Source organism: Kitasatospora sp. NPDC087314, from assembly GCF_044744365.1.
Taxonomy (GTDB): Bacteria; Actinomycetota; Actinomycetes; order Streptomycetales; family Streptomycetaceae; genus Kitasatospora.
Map to the genome: position 1 here is coordinate 797,920 of NZ_JBIUYE010000001.1, position 17,361 is coordinate 815,280.

Genomic DNA, 17,361 nt, shown 5'->3' on the forward strand with positions numbered 1-17,361 from the left:
GGGGCAGCGGGAACCAGGAGACGGCGGGAACCAGGAGAGAGCAGGAAACAGGAGGCAGCAGGAACCAAGGGGGAGCAGGAAGCAGGGGGGCAGGAAGCGCGAGAACGAAGGCACCCCCGATGGGCTTCACCAGCCACCCCACCCTCCCCTGGAGCGAGCTGCACCGCCGCCTGACCGGCGCCGCGCCGGACCGTACGGTCGTCCCCCTGCGCCGCCCCGCCCGGGAGAGCCCCGCCCCCAGGGACGGCGGCGGCGAGCCCTGGGCCGAGCTGCACGTCCACTCCGCCTTCAGCTTCCTGGACGGCGCCAGCGACCCGGAGGACCTGGTCGCCGAGGCCGCCCGGCTGGGCGTGGAGACGCTGGCGATCACCGACCACGACGGCCTGTACGGCGCGGTCCGGCTGGCCGAGGCGGCCCGGGGGACGGGCGTGGCCACCGCGTTCGGCGCCGAACTGACGATCCGTCACGAAGCGGCCGAGGTCGAGCACCTGCTGGTCCTGGCCCGCGACCCGGCCGGCTATCGCCGCCTGTCCGCGGCGATAGCCGCCGCCCAGCTGGCCGGTGGTGCGAAGGGCCGCCCGGTGTACGACCTCGCGGCGCTGGCGGAGGCACACGGCGGCCACTGGGCGGTGCTCACCGGCTGCCACCTCGGCCGGGTCCCCGCAGGCCTGAAGGACGGCAGCGCCGAGCACCGGCTCCGTACCCTCGTCGAGGCGTTCGGCCGCGACAGCGTCCACGTCGAGCTGATCGACCAGTGGCTTCCCGGCGACGACCGGCGCAACGACGCGCTCGCCGCGCTCGCCGCCGCCCACGGACTGACCGCCGTCGCCTCCACCAACGCCCACCACGCCGGCCCGGCCCAGGGCCGGCTGGCGCAGAGCCTGGCTGCGCTGCACGAGCGCCGCACCCTGCAGGACGCGGTCGGCTGGACGCGGGCCGCCGGCACCGCGCACCTGCGCTCGGGCCGGGAGATGGCCGCCCGGCTGGCCCGCTTCCCGGGGGTGCGGCAGGCCACCGCCGAACTCGGCCGTTCCTGCGCCTTCGACTTCACCGGGCTGGATCCGGAACTCCCGGGCTTTCCCGTCCCCGAGGGCGAGAGCGAGACCAGCCATCTGCGCGCCCTGGTCGCGGCCGGCGGCCCGGCCCGCTTCGGCTCCGGCAACGCGGCGGCCCGGCGCCAGCTCGCCAAGGAGCTGGACGTGATCGAGGACCTCGACCTGGCCGGCTACTTCCTGATCGTCCACGACATCGTGGACTTCTGCCGGAACCAGGACATCTGGTGCCAGGGCCGCGGCTCGGCCGCCAACTCGGCGGTCTGCTACGCCCTCGGGATCACCGCCGTCGACCCGATCCACTACAAGCTGCTCTTCGAACGCTTCCTCTCCACCGCCCGGGACGGGCCGCCCGACATCGACCTGGACATCGAGAACCGCCGCCGCGAGGAGGTCATCCAGTACGTCTACCGCCGTTACGGCCGCGAGCACGCCGCGCAGGTCGCCAACGTGATCACCTACCGGCCCCGGCTGGCGATCCGCGACGCGGCCCGGGTGCTCGGCTACCCGCAGGGACAGGTGGACGCGTTCAGCCGGCAGACCGACTTCCGCTCCGCGCCCGGCGCGGACGCCGTCATCCCCGCCGACGTGCTCTCGCTCGCCGCCCAACTCCACGGCTTGCCTCGCCACTTGGGTATCCACTCGGGCGGCATGGTGCTCACCAGGGAGCCGATCGGCGAGATCTGCCCGACCGAGTGGGCCCGGATGCCCGGGCGCTCCGTCCTCCAGTGGGACAAGGAGTCCACCGCCGGCGCCGGGCTGGTGAAGATCGACCTGCTCGGCCTCGGCATGCTCGCCGCGCTGCACGACGCCTGCGACCTGGTCGCCGAGCACCACGGCCTGCGCTACGACCTGGCCACCATCCCGGACGCCGACGCGGGCGTGTACGCGATGCTGCGCCGGGCGGACACCGTCGGCGTGTTCCAGGTCGAGTCGCGGGCGCAGATGGCGACACTGCCCCGGCTCAAGCCGGACCACTTCTACGACCTGGTGGTCGAGGTCGCGCTGATCCGGCCCGGCCCGATCCAGGGCGGATCCGTCCACCCGTACCTGCGCCGCCGGGCGGGGGTCGAACCGGCCGACTGCCCGCACCCGCTGATGGAGAACGCGCTCGGCAAGACCCTCGGGGTGCCGCTGTTCCAGGAGCAGATGATGCAACTCGCCATCGACTGCGCCGGGTTCACGCCCGCCGAGGCGGACCGGCTGCGGCAGGCGATGGGGGCCAAGCGCTCGCACGAGCGGGTTGCCCGGTTGCGCGACCGGCTGCTGGCCGGAATGGCCGAGCGCGGCATCCCCGAGGAGGTCGCCGAGGACGTCTACGGCAAGATCGAGGCGTTCTCCAACTACGGCTTCCCGGAGAGCCACGCGATCAGCTTCGCCTACCTGGTGTACGCCAGCGCCTGGCTCAAGTACCACTTCCCGGCGGCCTTCACCTGCGCGCTGCTGGCCAACCAGCCGATGGGCTTCTACTCGCCGCTGAGCCTGGTCGCGGACGCCCGGCGGCACGGTGTGCGGGTGCGCGGGGTGGACGTCAACGCCAGCGCGCCGCGCCCCACCCTGGAGCCGTACCGGGGGCCGACCCCGAAGCCGCCGCTGACCGCGGGCCGCCCGCAGCCGGCGATCCGGCTCGGCCTGGAGACGGTGCGCGGCATCGGCGCCCCGCAGGCCGCGGCGATCGCGGCCGGCCGACCGTACGCGGATCTGGAGGACTTCGCCCGGCGCACCGGCCTGCCCGCACCGGCGCTGGAGTCGCTTGCGACGGCGGGCGCTTTCGCCTGCTTCGGACTGACGCGACGTCAGGCGCTGTGGATGGCGGGGGCGTTCGCCGGAGTGTCGGCCGAGCTGATCCCGGGCACCACGCCCGGGACGGAGGCGCCGCCGCTGCCCGGCATGAGTCCGGTCGAGGAGACCATCGCCGACCTGTGGGCCACCGGGACCTCCGCCACCAGCCACCCGCTCCAGCACCTGCGCGCCCACCTGGAGCGCGGCGGCGCCCTGTCCGCCGTCCAGCTGCCGGACGTGGCACCGGGAACGGCGGTGGTGGTCGGCGGCCTGGTCACCCACCGGCAGCGGCCGCCGACGGCCGGCGGGGTGCTCTTCCTCAGCCTGGAGGACGAGACCGGCCTGATCAACGTGATCTGCAACCGCCCGGTCTGGGAGTCCCAGCGCCGCACCGCCCTCGACCGGGCCGGCCTGCTGGTCCACGGCACCATCGAGCGCGACCGCGGCGCCACCAACCTGATCGCCACCCGGCTCACCCCGCTGCGGATCGGCCTCTGAGTCCGATCCGCAGCGGCCCCGGGCCCGGCGCGCGGTCGTGCTCGACATCGGCGTGCGGCAGGGCTCGGCCGGCATCGCGACCGTCGAGGGCTTCGACGTCCCCGGGGCGCCGCTGACGCTCCAGCGGCAGGAGGCCGCCGAGTTCAAGTTGCTCTGGCACAACACCGCGGCCGCGGGCGACCGCGCTCCGGACGACGGCCGCTACCTCGACATCGCTCCCCAGTCCGGCCGCCCCCGCCTCGCCGTCCCCGCCCGCCTCGACCTCGGCGCCACCGGCGGGCTCGGCATCAGCGCCTGGGCCGAGCCCGCCCCCGGTAGGCCTGGTCGGAGCGCGGCCACGGTCAGGCGGCGGCCGCGGGCGGGGCGGTGCGCATGGTGTGCGTGCGAATCCTGCGGGAATTCCACCACCCGCCGCCGACCCCGGACTGTCGCCGGGAGGAGTGGTTCACCCTGCGCCTCACCGATATGACGACTAGTCGGCTTCGGTGGGGGTTCGTCCCTTGCCCGGGGCGCCGGCGAAGACCTGGGCGATCGGGAGCCAGGCGGTCGCGGTGGGGCCGGTGGTGGTGAGGGCGAGGTCGTCGCGGTGGCGGCGCTGCGTCACCAGGAGGCAGAAGTCCAGCGCCGGGCCGGTCACCCGGTCCGCCGCGTCGGCGGGGCCGAAGGTCCACACGGTGCCGTCGGGCGCGGTGAGTTCGAGTCGGACGGGGTGCTGCGGGGCGGGCAGCCCGTGCAGGGTGAAGGCGAAGCCGAGGGTGCGCAGTCCCAGGTGGGCGATGTGCCGCAGCCGGGCGGTGGGCTCGCGGGTGGCACCGAGTGCGTCGGCGACGTCCTGGCCGTGTGCCCAGGTCTCCATCAGCCGGGCGGTCGCCATCGAGGCGGGCTTCATCGGCGGGCCGAACCACGGCAGCCGGGTGTCGGCCGGGGCGGCGGCCAGGGCGGCCGAGACCTCCTCCCGGCCGGCGCGCCAGCGGGCGAGCAGGTCCACGGGCTCGGCGGCGGCACCGGCGGTCGCGCCCTCCTCCACCGGGTCGGTGCCGGCGTTCAGCAGTGCGCCGAAGCGCTCGCCGAGTGCCGCGGTGAAGCCGTCCGCGTCGCGCGCGGCGAGGGCGGTCCAGTCGTCGGTCCAGGCCAGGTGGGCGATCTGGTGCGCGATCGTCCAGCCCTCGGCGGGCGTCGGGCGGGCCCAGTCGGCCGGGGCCAGGTCGGCCACCAGGGCGTCCAGCACCGCGCTCTCGGCCCGCAGGTCGTCCAGCAGCGCGGTCAGGACGTCCGCCGCGGGTGTCGTCGGGGCGTTCGGGTCCGTCATCGGCTCCCCTCCTTCCGGTTCCGGCGTGCTACCCGCCGGTAATCCACGGCCGCACCCTACGCCCGGCCCGGCCGCCGCGCCCGCCACTCCGCGGAACACGCATGTCGGGACTCTCGCCAGCGGTGGTGCCGCGTGTGACAATCTCGCGATGACAAGGGCCGCGGACAGCCTCACCCCTGCGCACCCCGACGACCCCGGGCTCGCCGCCCGCGCCGCCGAACTGGTCCGGGACGCGGTGCTCGGCGACCTCGCCCGCCGGGTGGTGACCGAGTGCGGGGCCGACGTCGGCCTGGTCGGAGTGCCGGAACCACCGGCCGGGCGCCGCGGGCGCGACGTGGCCATGGTGTTGCGCCACTGGGCCGGCACCCGGGCCGACCTGCTGCACGACCGCCCCGTCCCGACCGGTACCGGCCTGGGCGGGCGGGCCCTGGCCGTACGCGCGCCCAGCTGGGTGCCCGACTACCGTGCCGCCACCACCATTTCGCACGACCACGACGCCGCCGTCAGTGCCGAGGACCTGTACGCGATGCTCACCGTGCCGCTGCTGCACGGCGGCACCGTGTACGGGGTGGTGTACGCCTCGATGCGCGCCGTCGTCCCGTTCGGGGACGTCCGGATCGCCGCCGTCGGCAGGCTGGCCGCGACCGCCACCCGGGCCCTCTCCGGGGCGGCCGCCTGGCAGGCCGCGCCGCCCCGACGGGTCGTCCCCGTACGGCCGTTGACCCCGCGCGAGCACGAGGTGCTGCGCTGGGCGGCGACCGGCCGGACCAACCCGGAGATAGCCGCCCGGCTGGGCCTCACCTGCAACACCGTGACGGGCTACCTGAAGTCCGCGATGCACAAGCTCGGCGTCCGCAACCGGACCGAACTCGCGCTGGCCGCACGCGAGTCCGGCCTGGTCGACCAGTACGCCGACCAGCCCGCCGGCCCCACGCCCTAGTCCTAGTTCACCTGCCGCTCCCGCCCCGTCCAGTACGGCTCGCGCAGCCGGAACTTCTGCAGCTTCCCGGTGGCGGTCCGCGGCAGGGCCGTCCGGAACTCCACCGAGGTGGGCGACTTGTAGCCGGCCAGCCGCTGCTTGCAGTGCGCGATCAACTCGGCCTCGGTGACGGCCTCCCGGCCCTCCCGGAGCACCACCAGCGCCTTGACCGTCTCGCCCCACTTCGGATCCGGCACCCCGATCACCGCGGCCTCGGCGACCGCCGGGTGGTCGTACAGGCAGTCCTCCACCTCGATCGAGGAGACGTTCTCCCCGCCGCTGATGATGACGTCCTTCTTCCGGTCGGAGATGGTCAGTTGGCCGTCGGCGAGGGTGCCGCCGTCGCCGGTGTGGAACCAGCCGCCCCGCAGGGCGTCGGCGGTGGCCTCGGGCTGCTGCCAGTAGCCGTCCAGCACGGTGTTGGAGCGCACCAGCACCTCGCCCGACGCGTCGACCCGCAGCCGGGTGCCGAGCGCCGGGGCGCCCGCCTGCACCAGCCGCTCGGCCCGTTCGGTGGCGGGCAGGACGTCCCACTCGGCCCGCGAGCGGTTGACCGTGACGACCGGGGAGGTCTCGGTCAGGCCGTAGAGCTGCATGAACTCCCAGCCCAGTTCGGACTCGACCTGCTGCACCACCGAGGTCGGCGGAGGCGCGCCGGCCACGATCATCCGCACCCGGTCCCGGCCCGGCACCGGGCCGTCCCACTCGGCGGCCGCGTCCAGCACCATCTGGACCACGGCGGGCGCGCCGCTCAGGAAGGTCACCCCGTGCCGCTCGACCCGGCGCAGGATCTCGGGGCCGTCCACCTTGCGCAGCACGATCTGCCGGGCGCCGAGCCCGGTGAGCGCGAACGGCAGGCCCCAGCCGTTGGCGTGGAACATCGGCAGGGTGTGCAGGTAGACGTCCCGGTCGCCGGCGCCGTAGTGCAGGCCCATCAGGACCGCGTTCAGCCAGATGTTGCGGTGGGTGAGCTGAACGCCCTTGGGGCGTGCGGTGGTTCCGCTGGTGTAGTTGATCGTGGCGGTGTCGTTCTCGGAGACGGCGTACCGCCGCGGGGAGGTTTCGACGTCGTAGAGCAGCGCGTCGCTGTCCGCGCCGAGCACGAACTTGTGCGTGGCCGTCACCCCGTCCAGCGCGTCGGCGAGTTCGGGGTCGACCAGCAGGACGGACGCGCCGCTCTGCTCGACGATGTACGACACCTCCTCGGCCTTCAGCCGGAAGTTCACCGGGACCAGCACCCGCCCGTACCCGCTGACCCCGAACAGGGAGGTCAGCAGGCGGGCCGAGTTGTGCGACACGACCGCGACCCGCTCGCCCGGCCCGACGCCCAGCCGATCCAGCCCGGCCGCCTGCGCCCGGGCCAGTTCGGCGACCCGGCGGTAGCTCAGTTCGCCCCAGGATTCGGCGGGTTGCACCGGCTCGTCGACGATGCCGACCCGGTCGCCGTAGACCAGCTCGGCCCGGTCGAGGAAGTCCATCACGGAGAGTGGAATCTGCATGCGCCCACTGTCCTCCCCGGGCCGCCCGCCGCATACCCCCGATCGGGGGTGTCACCCGTCGGAGGCCACCGCACCCGCGGACGCACCCAACGAAGCCGCGGACTCACCCACCGCACCCGCGGACGCACCCACCGCGGCCAGCGCCGCGACCAGCCGGTCCCGGGTCTCGGCCTGGGCGGCGATCCGGCGCTCCAGCACGGCCAGCCGCGCCCGGGCGATCCGCAGCGCCTCGCCGGACGGCGGCTGCGTCAGGACGTCGCCGTCCAGGCAGCCGAGGAACGACCGGACGTCCTCCAGGGTGAGTCCGGCGGCCACCAGCGCGCGGATGTTGCGCACCCGGACGGCCGCCGTCTCCCCGTACTCCCGGTACCCGTTGGGCGCCCGCTCGGCGGCGAGCAGCCCGGCCTGCTCGTAGTGCCGCAGTGCCCGGACCGTCGCGCCCGTCGCCCGCGCCAGCTCCCCGATCCGCACCCGTACGGCCCCCGTCCACGCTGCCTGGCACCTCACTTCACGAGCGCGCCCCCGTCCACCGAGAACACTACTCCGGTGACGAAGGAGGCCTGTGGGGAGGCGAGTTGCACGACCGCCCAGGCGACCTCCTCGGCCCGGCCGATCCGGCCCAGCGGGGTGTGTCCGATCTGCCACTCCCGCAGCGCCGCCATCTGTTCGGGGCCGTACCCGGAGTGCTCGCCGATGGGCGTCTCGATCGCTCCCGGCGCCACCGCCGCGACCCGGATGCCGCGCGGCGCCAGCTCCACCGCCCAGCAGCGGGTGACCGTCTCCAACGCGGCCTTGCTCGCCGCGTACACCGAGTCCCGCGGCCAGCCGCGCTGGCCGATGGCGGTGCTGATGTTGACGATCACGCCCCGGCTCTCGGCGAGTGCGGGCAGCGCGGCCTGGCCGAGCAGGACCGGGGCGACCAGGTTGGTGCCCAGCACGGACTCGACGCCGTCCCGGGTGAAGTCGCCGAGCCCGCCGCCGCGCACGATCCCCGCGTTGTTGACCAGCACGTCCAGTCGCCCGTACCGCTCCAGCGTCTCCCGGACGATCGCCTCCGGTGCGCCCGGCCCGGTGACGTCCGCGACCAGCGGCTCGATCTGCCCCGGGTACCCGGCCGCGGTCTCCGCCAGCGGTTCGGCCCGCCGCCCGACCGCCACCACCCGCACCTGCGGTCCCTGCGCCGCGAACGCCCGCGCGGTCTCCCGCCCGATCCCCGTCCCGGCCCCGGTGACCACCACGACCCGCTGCCGCGTTGCCTCTTCGCGGCTCCCGTCGTTCTCGCGGGTCTCGTTGCTCTCGTTGCTCATGCCGTCCATGCCGTCACCCTCCGACCCTGCCGCCAACGTCAGGGTCAAGCGGCAGAATGCCCCGCGTAGGAAGATCACCGCGAACGGTCACGCACCCACGGGGAGAACCACCATGAGCGACGAACGACCAGGCACCCTCCACGAGGCCGTCGGCGGCCTCTCGGCGACCCCGGTCGGCACCGATCCGGGCGAGCCGGGCCCCACCCCCGCGTTGGGACCGGGAGGGCCTGCAGTGACTGCCGCCATCACTGCGAACCCGATAGCCGACGGCCTGCTGCTGCGCCCCTTCGAGGACGCGGACGCACCGGCCCTGATCGAGGCGTACCGGGACGAGACGCTGCGCCACTTCACCCGGACCCCGGTGGGGAACGCCGAACAGGCCGCGCACTGGCTCGCATTGCAGTACCGGGGCCGGGCGGAGGGCCGCCGGTACAGCTTCGCCGTCCTGGAGCCCGGCACGGGCGAACTGGTCGGCAACGTCGCGCTCAAGCGCGGCACCCCGGGCGGGGAGGCCGCCGAGGTGGGCTACTGGACGGCGGCCGCCGCCCGCGGCCGGGGGGTGGCCCCGCGCGCGGTCGAGTCGCTGACCGCCTGGGCCTTCGAGGCCTTCGCCGACGACGGCCTGGTCCGGATCGACCTGTTGCACCAGGTGGACAACCTCGCCTCCTGCCGGGTCGCGGAGAAGAGTGGCTACGCCTTCCAGGAGGTGCTGACGGCCCTTCCGCCGGAGTTCCCGCTCGACGGCCACCGGCACTCCCGGAAAAGGCTGGACGGATCCGAACAGGGCAGGTGAGAGTATGCGCATGGCTTCTCTGGTACGACATGTGACGATCGACTGCGCCGACCCGTTCGGCCTCGCGGGGTTCTGGGCGCAGGCGCTGGACAGCACCGTGGGCGAGGACGACAACCCGGGCGACGAGGAGGCGCTGGTGGAGTCCGCCGGGGCCTCGCTGCTGTTCATCCGGGTGCCCGACGGCAAGTCGGTGAAGAACCGGGTCCACCTCGACCTCCAGCCGCAGGACCGCAGCCGGGACGAGGAGGTGGAGCGCCTGGTCGCCCTGGGCGCGACGGTGCTCGCGGACCGCCGGACCCCGGACGGCAAGGGCTGGGTCACCATGGCCGACCCCGAGGGCAACGAGTTCTGCGTCGAGCGCAGCCAGGCCGAGCGGATCGCCACCGGCAACGCCTGATCCCTCGGCGACGCCTGAGTTCCCGACAGCACCCGTGTCGTCGGCAGCACCTGATCGACCGGCAACTCCCGAGCACATCGGGCCCGATCAGGCCGGCCACTCACCCACGGCCGCCCGCCAGTTCCACGAGGACTTGCGCGGGCGGCCGTTCAGTTCCCCGCGTCCGGTGCACCAGAGCAGCACGTCCGCCGGCGCGGCGCCGGGTTCGTCCGGGGCGTGCGGGAAGAGGCGGTCGAGGACGAGGACGCAGAGGCCGACGGGGGGCTGCCAGGGCAGGCCGAGGCCGCGGGCGATGTCGTGGGTGTGCAGGAGGGTCTCGGCGACGGCTTCCAGTGCGGTGCGTACCGCGTCGCCGTTGCGCACGATCACTCCTTCGGTGGATCGTCACACGATAGGCCGACGCCCCGAGCCCGCACAGCGCGTCCGTCCGATAATCGACCCTGTCTGACGCCATATCGCGGCGACCTTCCCGCTACGGCGGCTCCCCGCCCCGGCGAACCCCCGCCGCGACGTCCCCACCACGACGCCCACAGAGACAGGCAGGTACCCCATGGCCAGAATCGCCGTGATCGGCGCCAACGGCACCATCGGCAGCGCCATCGTCGCGGAGGCGGCGGCACGCGGGCACGTGGTCACCGCCGTGGTCCGCGACCCGGACCGCTACCGGGGCGAGGCCGCCTTCGTCGAGCGCGCGGACGTCCTGGACCCGGCGGAGGTGGCCCGGGTCGCGGCCGGCCAGGACGTCCTGGTGAGCGCCGTCGGCGGCGGCAACGGCCCGGGCCACCTGGCGCTGATCGAGCCGGCCGCCCGCTCGCTGGTGGAGGGCCTGCGCTCGCTCGGCGAGCGGGCGCCCCGGCTGGTCGCGGTCGGCGGCGCGGGCAGCCTGGAGACCGCGCCGGGCGTGCGGGTCTGGGACACGCCGGGGCTGCCGGAGCCGGTGCTGCAGATCATGCACGCGCACGGCGCGGCGCTGGACTACTACCGGACGGTCTCCGACGTCCGCTGGACGGTGCTCAGCCCGGCCGCCGAGATCGGCCCGGGGGAGCGGACCGGCCGCTACCGGACGGGCCTGGAGCAGTTGCTCACGGACGCCGCCGGGCAGAGCCGGATCTCGGTGCCGGACTACGCGGTGGCCCTGATCGACGAGGTCGACCAGCCCGAGCACATCGGTGAGCGCTACACCTGCTGCTCCCTGTAGCGCCCGACCTGCGGAGCCCGGCCCGGAGCCCCCGGTCAGCCCAGCTGGATCGACCGCTTGGCGAGCCCCATCCAGAACCCGTTGATCACGCTGCGCTGGCTGGCGAGGTCGGCCTCGCCGGCACCGAGGGTGACGAACAGCGGGGCGAAGTGTTCGGTGCGCGGGTGCGCGAGCCGTCCGGCGGGGGCCTTGTGCTCGAAGTCGAGCAGCGCGTCCAGGTCACGGGCGTCCAGGGCGCGCCGGCCCCAGTCGTCGAACTCGGCCATCACCGAGCTGATCCGGCCGTCGCTGCTGAGCGCCCGCAGGTTGTGGGTGAAGAAGCCGCTGCCGACGATCAGCACGCCCTCGTCGCGCAGCGGGGCGAGCCGGCGGCCGATCTCCAGCAGCCGCTGCGGGTCGAGCGTGGGCATGGAGATCTGGAGGACCGGGATGTCGGCCTCCGGGAACATCTCCACCAGCGGGACGTACGCGCCGTGGTCGAGCCCGCGGTCGGGGATGTCCTGGACGGGCGTGCCGGGCGCGCGCAGCAGCTTGCGGACGCGGTCGGCGAGCTCCGGTGCGCCGGGGGCGGCGTACTCGACCCGGTAGTAGTGCCCGGGGAAGCCCCAGAAGTCGTACACCAGCGGCACGGTGGTGACGGCGCCGAGGGCGAGCGGGGCCTCCTCCCAGTGGGCGGAGACCATCAGGATGGCCTTGGGCCGGGGCAGGTCGGCGGACCAGGCGGCCAGTTCACCGGGCCAGATCGGGTCGTCGGCGAGCGGCGGCGCGCCGTGCGAGAGGTACAGGGCGGGCATACGCTCGGGGGCCGCGGTGCTCATGGCGTCCTCCTCCGGGTCGGATGGAAAGAGAAGTAGTTCAAATTTGAACCTATCTCCGCCGACCGTACACCTTGGTTCGAATTTGAACAACAGGAGTAGGCTTCACCACATGTCCACACTGAACGAACCCCGCTGGCTGGACCAGGACGAGATGGCCGCCTGGCGGGGCTTCGTCGTCGCGAGCAACCTGCTCAACCGCCGGCTGGAGCGCCAGCTCAAGGACGACTCCGGCCTCTCGCACCAGCAGTACGAGATCCTGGTGCACCTGTCCGCCGCCCCGGCCGGTTCGCTGCGGATGACCGAACTCGCCGACAAGCTGGTCACCTCCAAGAGCGGCCTCACCTACCAGGTCACCCAACTGGAGCGGATGGGCCTGGTCGGCCGCCGCTCCTGCCCCAGCGACGTGCGCGGCGTCATCGCCGAACTCACCGACCAGGGGCGGGAGACGCTGCGGCAGGCCGCGCCCGGGCACGTCGCCCTGGTCCGCGAGCTGCTGATCGACGTGCTCACCCGCGAGCAACTGGCCGTGCTCGCCGAGGGCCTCGGCCAGGTCAGCGCCCGGCTGCGCCTCGACGACACGCCCTGACCCCGCGCCCTGACCCGCGCGCCCGGCCAGGCGCCCGGCTAGGCGTCCCCGCCGAGCGCGGCCGCCCGCCCCCGCAGCAGCTCCCGCTCCCGCTCGTTGCGGGTCAGCTCCGCCGCTCGCTCGAACTCCGTCCGGGCCTCCGCCGCCCGCCCGAGCCGGGCCAGCAGATCGCCCCGCACGCTCGGCAGCAGGTGGTACCCGCGCAGTGCCGGCTCCGCCGCCAACTCGTCCACCAGCTCCAGCGCGGCCGCCGGGCCCTGCGCCATCGAGACGGCCACGGCCCGGTTCAGCGCCACCACGGGGGACGGCGTCAGCACCAGCAGCCGCCCGTACAGCGCGGCGATCGTCGCCCAGTCGGTGTCCTGGTAGCGCGCCGCCTTGGCGTGGCAGGCGGCGATCGCGGCCTGCACCGCGTACGGCCCGGTGCCGGCCCGCCCCAGCGCGTCGAAGCCCCGCCGGATGAGCAGCCCGTCCCAGCGGGTGCGGTTCTGCTCCGCCAGCAGGACGGGCCGTCCGTCGGGCCCCGTCCGGGCGGCCGTCCGCGAGGCCTGGAACTCCAGCAGCGCGGCCAGTCCGTGCACCTCCGGTTCGGCGGGCATCAGCCCGGCCAGCACCCGGGCCAGCCGCAGCGCGTCCTCGCACAGCTGCGGGCGCAGCAGGTCGTCCCCGGAGGTGGCCGAGTAGCCCTCGTTGAAGACCAGGTAGATGACCTCCAGCACCGAGGAGAGCCGCGCCGCGCGGTCCTCCCCGTACGGCACCTCGAACGGCACCCGGGCCGTGACCAGCGCCCGCTTGGCCCGGACGATCCGCTGGGCCACGGTCGGCTCGGGCACCAGGAACGCCCGGGCGATCTCCGGTGTGGTCAGTCCGCCGAGCAGTCGCAGGGTGAGTGCGATCCGGGCCTCCGCGGACAGCACCGGGTGGCAGGCGGTGAAGATCAGCCGCAGCAGATCGTCGTCGATGTCGTCCGGCTCGACCGGCTCAGGGGGCGGGACGTCCTCCAACGACCGCCCCACCTCGGCGAGTTTGCGGGCGTACACGTCCCGGCGGCGGACCAGGTCGATCGCCCGGTGCTTGGCGGCGGCCGTCAGCCAGGCGCCCGGATTGTCCGGGACGCCCGACCGTGGCCACTGCTCCAGCGCGGCCACCAGGGCGTCCTGCGCCAACTCCTCGGCGATGCCCACGTCCCGCACGATCCGGGTGACCCCGGCGATGATCCGTGCGGACTCGATTCTGAACACCGTCTCGACGGCCGCCGCCGCATCCCTCTCCGTCACGGGCACCCATCAGAGCAGCCGGCGGAGAGGGAGGCAAACACCACCACGGCTACGGCTGCGGCATCTCCTCGATCTGCCGGACCTCCGCCTCGACCGTCCAGCCCGCCGGGTGGGTGCTCAGGAAGCGGCGGGTCCACTCCAGGGCCTCCGCCTTGTCCTTGCACTGCAGGATGGCGTAGCCGCCGACGACCTCCTTGGTCTCGGTGAACGGCCCGTCGGTGTAGCCGACCTTCCCGTTGCTCCAGGTGACCCGGGTGCCCTGGGCGGTCGGGGTCAGCCCGGAGGTCTCCAGCATCACCCCGGCCTTGGTGATCTCCTCGAACAGGGCCCCCATCCGCTTGTCGAAGTCCGGGTCGGGCTCGAACCCGGCAGCGGCCTGCTCGTCGATACGGATCAGCGTCATGAAGCGCGGCATGGTGACTCCTCGGTCGGACGGGCGGGGCCTCTCCCCGCCTCTCACCCTTGCGTCGAACGGGCCGGCGCCGGATCGACACCGACCCGGAAATATCTTTCTCCGCCCTCGCCGCCCTCGCCGCCCGGGGCGCTCGCCGGGTACGCCGACCGCGTGGGCCCGCACCTCACCGGCCTCGGCGTCCGCGCGCAACAGGTCGAGCAGCTCGCGCCGGACGGTCTCCGGGATCGCCGCCGTGTCCTGGGCGCCGGCCCGCAGGTCGCCCCAGAGCCGCAGGTAGACCCGGTCGGTGACGGCGCGGAAGCTGACCCCGGCGGGCACCGCCAGCAGCGGGATGCCGTGGGTGCGGCAGGCGTCGGCGAGGCTGTCCGGGATGCTGCCGTGGGTGCCCTCGCCCGCCGGCAGCGCCGCCACGCCCGCGCTGCGCAGGGCGGTGGCGAAGCGCAGCGCGCCGGAGGCGTCGGCGGGCTGCCACCAGACCAGGCGGGTGAGGACGAGTTCGCCGGGCTGGAGGTAGCGGGCCGGGTCCTGGAGGTCGGTGGAGCTGACCCCGGTGATCGGGCGGTCGAGCAGGTCCGGTGTGCCCCAGGCCAGGCGGATGTCCAGGTCGTCGAGGTGCAGCAGGTCGCCGACGATCATCTCTCGCTCATCTCTCGCTCGCTCTCGCCCTTGTGCGCTGGACGGGACCACGTCTCGCACATGCAAGGTTCAGGTACGCACGGGCATCGTAAATGCAGGTGGAGCGGCGGCAATTCTTCTTGTCGGATCATCCAGCGAGGGGGCTCTGGAGTGGTGTGGGGAACCAGTCGCCCGCCCGATTGCCGGGTTGCTTCAATCGGTGCGGGGCGCGTCGAGCCGTCTCCTCCGGCGCGCCCCCTACGAGTCCGCAGATGCCAGCTGAAACGGTTTCCACCCATCGCAGATGCCGCTGAAATAATCCTTTCAGCGCCGCAGTTGCGAATGTCCTGGACTCCCCTCGGGTAACCCTCTCCCGGGCCGCAGCGCCGCGGCCCGGGAGGAGGGAGCACCATGACCCCGTCGAGGCCCACCGTCCGGCTGCACGGTCACCTCGACCGGCCCGGCGACCTGACGGTCGAGCAGCTGCGCACCCTCCCCGCGCACCGCGTCGAGGTCAGCTTCGACTGCCTGTCCGAGGGCGAGCAGCGGCACGGCTACGAGGGGCCCGCGCTCTGGGACGTGCTGCGCGCCGCCCGGCCCCGGATCGACTTCTCCGGCCGCAAGCAGCGGCTGCGCTTCCTGCTGTCGGTCAGCGGCGCGGACGGCCACCGGGCCGTGGTGTCGTGGGCCGAGATCGATCCCGACTTCGGTGGCCAGCGGATCCTGCTGGCCACCAGCATGGACGGCGCCCCGCTGGATGCCACCGGCCCGCAGCTCGTCGTCCCCGACGACCACTGCGGCGCCCGCTGTGTCAGCGGGGTCACCGCCGTCTGGCTCGGCCCCCTGGGCGAACCGGCGGCCTGAGCCCGGCCCCGGCCCTGGCCCTGGCCCCGCCCCGAGCGCTCCGGCCCCGCCCCGGCCCGGCCGGGAGCCCGGAAGCCGCCCGCCGCCCGCCGGCCGCGGCCCCCTGGTGGCGGGGTCGCGGGCGGTGCGGTAGAGCCGCTCGCCGGGCGGTGATTTCCGTGCCAACATGCCCCATATGGGGACGATTCTGCACGGTGCTCTCGTCACACTCCGCCCGGCCACGTCCGACGACGTCCCGGCCCTGGTGGTCATCCGAGGCACGCCCGAGGTGTTCGCCCGCTGGAGGGGCGGCGACGACCTGGCCGCCGCGGTCGCCACCGATCTGGAGGAGCCCGACACCGAGACCTTGGCCGTCGAGCTGGGTGGCCGGGTGGTCGGCGCCATCCAGTGGTACGCCAACAACGACGACGAGTACCGGCACGCCGGCATCGACCTCTACCTGGACCCGGAGGTGCACGGCCTGGGCCTGGGTACCGACGCCGTCCGCACCCTGGCCCGCCACCTGGTGCACGTCCACCACTACCACCGGCTGATCATCGACCCGGCCGCGGACAACATCGCCGCGATCCGCTGCTACAGCAAGGTCGGCTTCCGCCCGGTCGGCACCATGCGCCAGTACGAGCGCGGCCCGGACGGCACCTGGCACGACAACCTGCTGATGGATCTGCTCGCGGACGAACTGGTCGAGGGCTGACGGCGCACGTCGGCGCCCTCGACGACGGGTGCAAGGGTGTACAGACATCTTGTCTCTCACCCGCTCAGACCTGTACAGACATCTCATGGCCACAGATGTGATCGCAACTGATCGCCTGGCGTTCTTCCCGACGTACCGGGCAGTAGCTACCGTTCCGCTGCCATCCCCGACGGCCGCCACCCCCGGCGCCGTCGGGCCCGCAGGGTAGACGAATCCCCAGGAGAACGCCCATGCTCTCGCGCCGTACGGCCACCGCCCTCACCTCGGCCGCCGCCGCCGCACTGCTGCTCGGCGGTACCGCCCCGACCGCTTCCGCCGGCACCCGGGCAGGCGCGACCACGCTGTCCGTCCTCGCCTTCAACGTCGACCTCGGCACCGCCGTCGTCGACAGCACCCAGAACGAGCAGGCCGCCCGCCGCACCCCGGTGATCGAGCAGATCGTCCGTCAGCACAACGCCGATGTGGTCGTCCTGGACGAGCAGTTCAACAACAGCTCGACCGCCGACATCAACAGCAAGCTCGCCGACCTCTACCCGTACCGCACCCCGGTGGTCGGCCAGACCTGCTCCGGCGGCGGCTGGACCGGCGTCAGCGGCAACTGCTCCAGCTCGTGGTTCGTCATCAACGGCGGCACGATGATCCTCTCCAAGTACCCGATCACCGCCCAGTACGCGCACGTCTTCGCCAACTCGACCTACGGCACCTGGGACTACCACGCCAACAAGGGCGCGGCGCTGGTCCGGGTGAACAAGAACGGCGGCTCCGCCTGGGTCGTCGGCACCCACCTGCAGGCCGACGAGTCGGACGTCTCCACCGACACCACCCAGTCCACCCGGCTCGGCCAGCTCGCCGAGATCCGCGCCTGGGTCGACGGGATCGTCGGCAGCAGCGCACCGGTCCTGATCGGCGGCGACCTCAACGTCGAGTACTTCCACGGCCAGAGCCGCGGCGACTACGCCAACGCCCAGTCCGCCGTGGGCGGCGTCCTCGGCACCCCGGCCACCGATCCGAGCCAGCCGCGGACCACCATGGACTGCCCGGTCTCCGCGTGGTGCCAGTACATGGCGGGCGTCGAGACCTTCCCCAAGGACTACCGGGACGACCTCGACTACCTCGGCTACCTCAACGCCCCGGGCCGCCCGGTGCCGGCCGCGATGTCCACCGTGAAGGTCGACTTCGACCCGCAGGCGGGCTGGACCCCGGGCGGGCAGGACACCCTGGCCCCGAGCGACCACTACCCGGTCGAGGCCACCTTCCAGCTGAACTGACCGAGACCCG

General features: G+C 73.8%; 18 protein-coding genes and 1 pseudogene. 10 read left to right on the forward strand and 9 right to left on the reverse strand.

Features of this window, described 5'->3' with window-relative positions; all coding sequences use genetic code 11:
• Positions 1 to 119 precede the first annotated feature (119 nt).
• Positions 120 to 3,332, forward strand: a complete 3,213-nt coding sequence (locus ACIO5E_RS03670; RefSeq protein WP_400663238.1) for an error-prone DNA polymerase — start codon at positions 120 to 122, stop codon at positions 3,330 to 3,332.
• A gap of 37 nt (positions 3,333 to 3,369) precedes the next feature.
• The gene (locus tag ACIO5E_RS03675) at positions 3,370 to 3,801 is read left to right on the forward strand and encodes a hypothetical protein (RefSeq protein ID WP_400663241.1); all 432 of its coding nucleotides are present in this window, start codon (positions 3,370 to 3,372) and stop codon (positions 3,799 to 3,801) included.
• Between the two features lie 3 nt (positions 3,802 to 3,804).
• On the opposite strand, the gene ACIO5E_RS03680 is transcribed toward ACIO5E_RS03675, so the two are convergent.
• Complete coding sequence (locus tag ACIO5E_RS03680; RefSeq protein ID WP_400663244.1) at positions 3,805 to 4,641, reverse strand: TIGR03084 family metal-binding protein; 837 nt, start codon at positions 4,639 to 4,641, stop codon at positions 3,805 to 3,807.
• A gap of 148 nt (positions 4,642 to 4,789) precedes the next feature.
• Here ACIO5E_RS03680 and ACIO5E_RS03685 point away from each other — a divergent pair, with 148 nt between their 5' ends.
• Entirely contained in the window at positions 4,790 to 5,581 is a 792-nt protein-coding gene (locus ACIO5E_RS03685) for a LuxR C-terminal-related transcriptional regulator (protein ID WP_400663247.1), read from the forward strand.
• Positions 5,582 to 5,583: 2 nt separating this feature from the next.
• Here the strand turns inward: ACIO5E_RS03685 and ACIO5E_RS03690 are convergent, their stop codons facing one another.
• The 3 genes from ACIO5E_RS03690 to ACIO5E_RS03700 are packed head-to-tail and all read right to left on the reverse strand — an operon-like array spanning position 5,584 to position 8,426.
• Positions 5,584 to 7,119, reverse strand: a complete 1,536-nt coding sequence (locus ACIO5E_RS03690; RefSeq protein ID WP_400663250.1) for an AMP-binding protein — start codon at positions 7,117 to 7,119, stop codon at positions 5,584 to 5,586.
• A 51-nt stretch (positions 7,120 to 7,170) separates the two neighbouring features.
• A complete protein-coding gene (locus ACIO5E_RS03695; RefSeq protein ID WP_400663445.1) occupies positions 7,171 to 7,590 on the reverse strand; it encodes a MerR family transcriptional regulator in 420 nt (139 codons plus the stop codon).
• A 32-nt stretch (positions 7,591 to 7,622) separates the two neighbouring features.
• The gene (locus ACIO5E_RS03700; RefSeq protein ID WP_400663253.1) at positions 7,623 to 8,426 is read right to left on the reverse strand and encodes an SDR family NAD(P)-dependent oxidoreductase; all 804 of its coding nucleotides are present in this window, start codon (positions 8,424 to 8,426) and stop codon (positions 7,623 to 7,625) included.
• A 112-nt stretch (positions 8,427 to 8,538) separates the two neighbouring features.
• Here ACIO5E_RS03700 and ACIO5E_RS03705 point away from each other — a divergent pair, with 112 nt between their 5' ends.
• Together ACIO5E_RS03705 and ACIO5E_RS03710 are read left to right on the forward strand one after the other, a co-directional pair.
• Entirely contained in the window at positions 8,539 to 9,219 is a 681-nt protein-coding gene (locus ACIO5E_RS03705; RefSeq protein WP_400663256.1) for a GNAT family N-acetyltransferase, read from the forward strand.
• A gap of 10 nt (positions 9,220 to 9,229) precedes the next feature.
• Complete coding sequence (locus ACIO5E_RS03710) at positions 9,230 to 9,616, forward strand: VOC family protein (protein WP_400663258.1); 387 nt, start codon at positions 9,230 to 9,232, stop codon at positions 9,614 to 9,616.
• Between the two features lie 87 nt (positions 9,617 to 9,703).
• On the opposite strand, the gene ACIO5E_RS03715 is transcribed toward ACIO5E_RS03710, so the two are convergent.
• Entirely contained in the window at positions 9,704 to 9,979 is a 276-nt protein-coding gene (locus ACIO5E_RS03715; protein WP_400663261.1) for a hypothetical protein, read from the reverse strand.
• A 187-nt stretch (positions 9,980 to 10,166) separates the two neighbouring features.
• On the opposite strand from ACIO5E_RS03715, the gene ACIO5E_RS03720 reads away from it, so the two are divergent.
• A complete protein-coding gene (locus tag ACIO5E_RS03720) occupies positions 10,167 to 10,814 on the forward strand; it encodes an NAD(P)-dependent oxidoreductase (protein WP_400663264.1) in 648 nt (215 codons plus the stop codon).
• A 35-nt stretch (positions 10,815 to 10,849) separates the two neighbouring features.
• Here the strand turns inward: ACIO5E_RS03720 and ACIO5E_RS03725 are convergent, their stop codons facing one another.
• Positions 10,850 to 11,632, reverse strand: coding sequence for a dioxygenase (locus tag ACIO5E_RS03725; protein WP_400663267.1), 783 nt, complete (start codon positions 11,630 to 11,632; stop codon positions 10,850 to 10,852).
• A gap of 118 nt (positions 11,633 to 11,750) precedes the next feature.
• Between ACIO5E_RS03725 and ACIO5E_RS03730 the strand changes: the two genes are divergently transcribed.
• Positions 11,751 to 12,218 carry a MarR family winged helix-turn-helix transcriptional regulator gene (locus tag ACIO5E_RS03730; protein ID WP_400663448.1) on the forward strand — a complete coding sequence of 156 codons (468 nt, stop codon included), beginning with the start codon at positions 11,751 to 11,753 and terminating at the stop codon, positions 12,216 to 12,218.
• Between the two features lie 38 nt (positions 12,219 to 12,256).
• Here the strand turns inward: ACIO5E_RS03730 and ACIO5E_RS03735 are convergent, their stop codons facing one another.
• The 3 genes and pseudogenes from ACIO5E_RS03735 to ACIO5E_RS03745 all read right to left on the reverse strand — a co-directional run.
• Positions 12,257 to 13,495, reverse strand: a complete 1,239-nt coding sequence (locus ACIO5E_RS03735; protein WP_400663269.1) for an RNA polymerase sigma factor — start codon at positions 13,493 to 13,495, stop codon at positions 12,257 to 12,259.
• 49 nt (positions 13,496 to 13,544) lie between these two features.
• Positions 13,545 to 13,910, reverse strand: a complete 366-nt coding sequence (locus tag ACIO5E_RS03740; protein ID WP_400663451.1) for a YciI family protein — start codon at positions 13,908 to 13,910, stop codon at positions 13,545 to 13,547.
• Positions 13,911 to 14,195: 285 nt separating this feature from the next.
• Positions 14,196 to 14,546, reverse strand: a pseudogene (locus ACIO5E_RS03745) (PucR family transcriptional regulator ligand-binding domain-containing protein); the annotation flags it as partial.
• 390 nt (positions 14,547 to 14,936) lie between these two features.
• Between ACIO5E_RS03745 and ACIO5E_RS03750 the strand changes: the two are divergent.
• From ACIO5E_RS03750 to ACIO5E_RS03760, 3 genes are all read left to right on the forward strand, one after another.
• The gene (locus ACIO5E_RS03750) at positions 14,937 to 15,389 is read left to right on the forward strand and encodes a molybdopterin-dependent oxidoreductase (protein WP_400663272.1); all 453 of its coding nucleotides are present in this window, start codon (positions 14,937 to 14,939) and stop codon (positions 15,387 to 15,389) included.
• A gap of 175 nt (positions 15,390 to 15,564) precedes the next feature.
• On the forward strand, positions 15,565 to 16,083 hold the full coding sequence (locus ACIO5E_RS03755; RefSeq protein ID WP_280674153.1) for a GNAT family protein: 519 nt from the start codon (positions 15,565 to 15,567) through the stop codon (positions 16,081 to 16,083).
• Between the two features lie 230 nt (positions 16,084 to 16,313).
• Positions 16,314 to 17,351, forward strand: a complete 1,038-nt coding sequence (locus ACIO5E_RS03760; protein ID WP_400663275.1) for a sphingomyelin phosphodiesterase — start codon at positions 16,314 to 16,316, stop codon at positions 17,349 to 17,351.
• Positions 17,352 to 17,361: the final 10 nt, after the last annotated feature.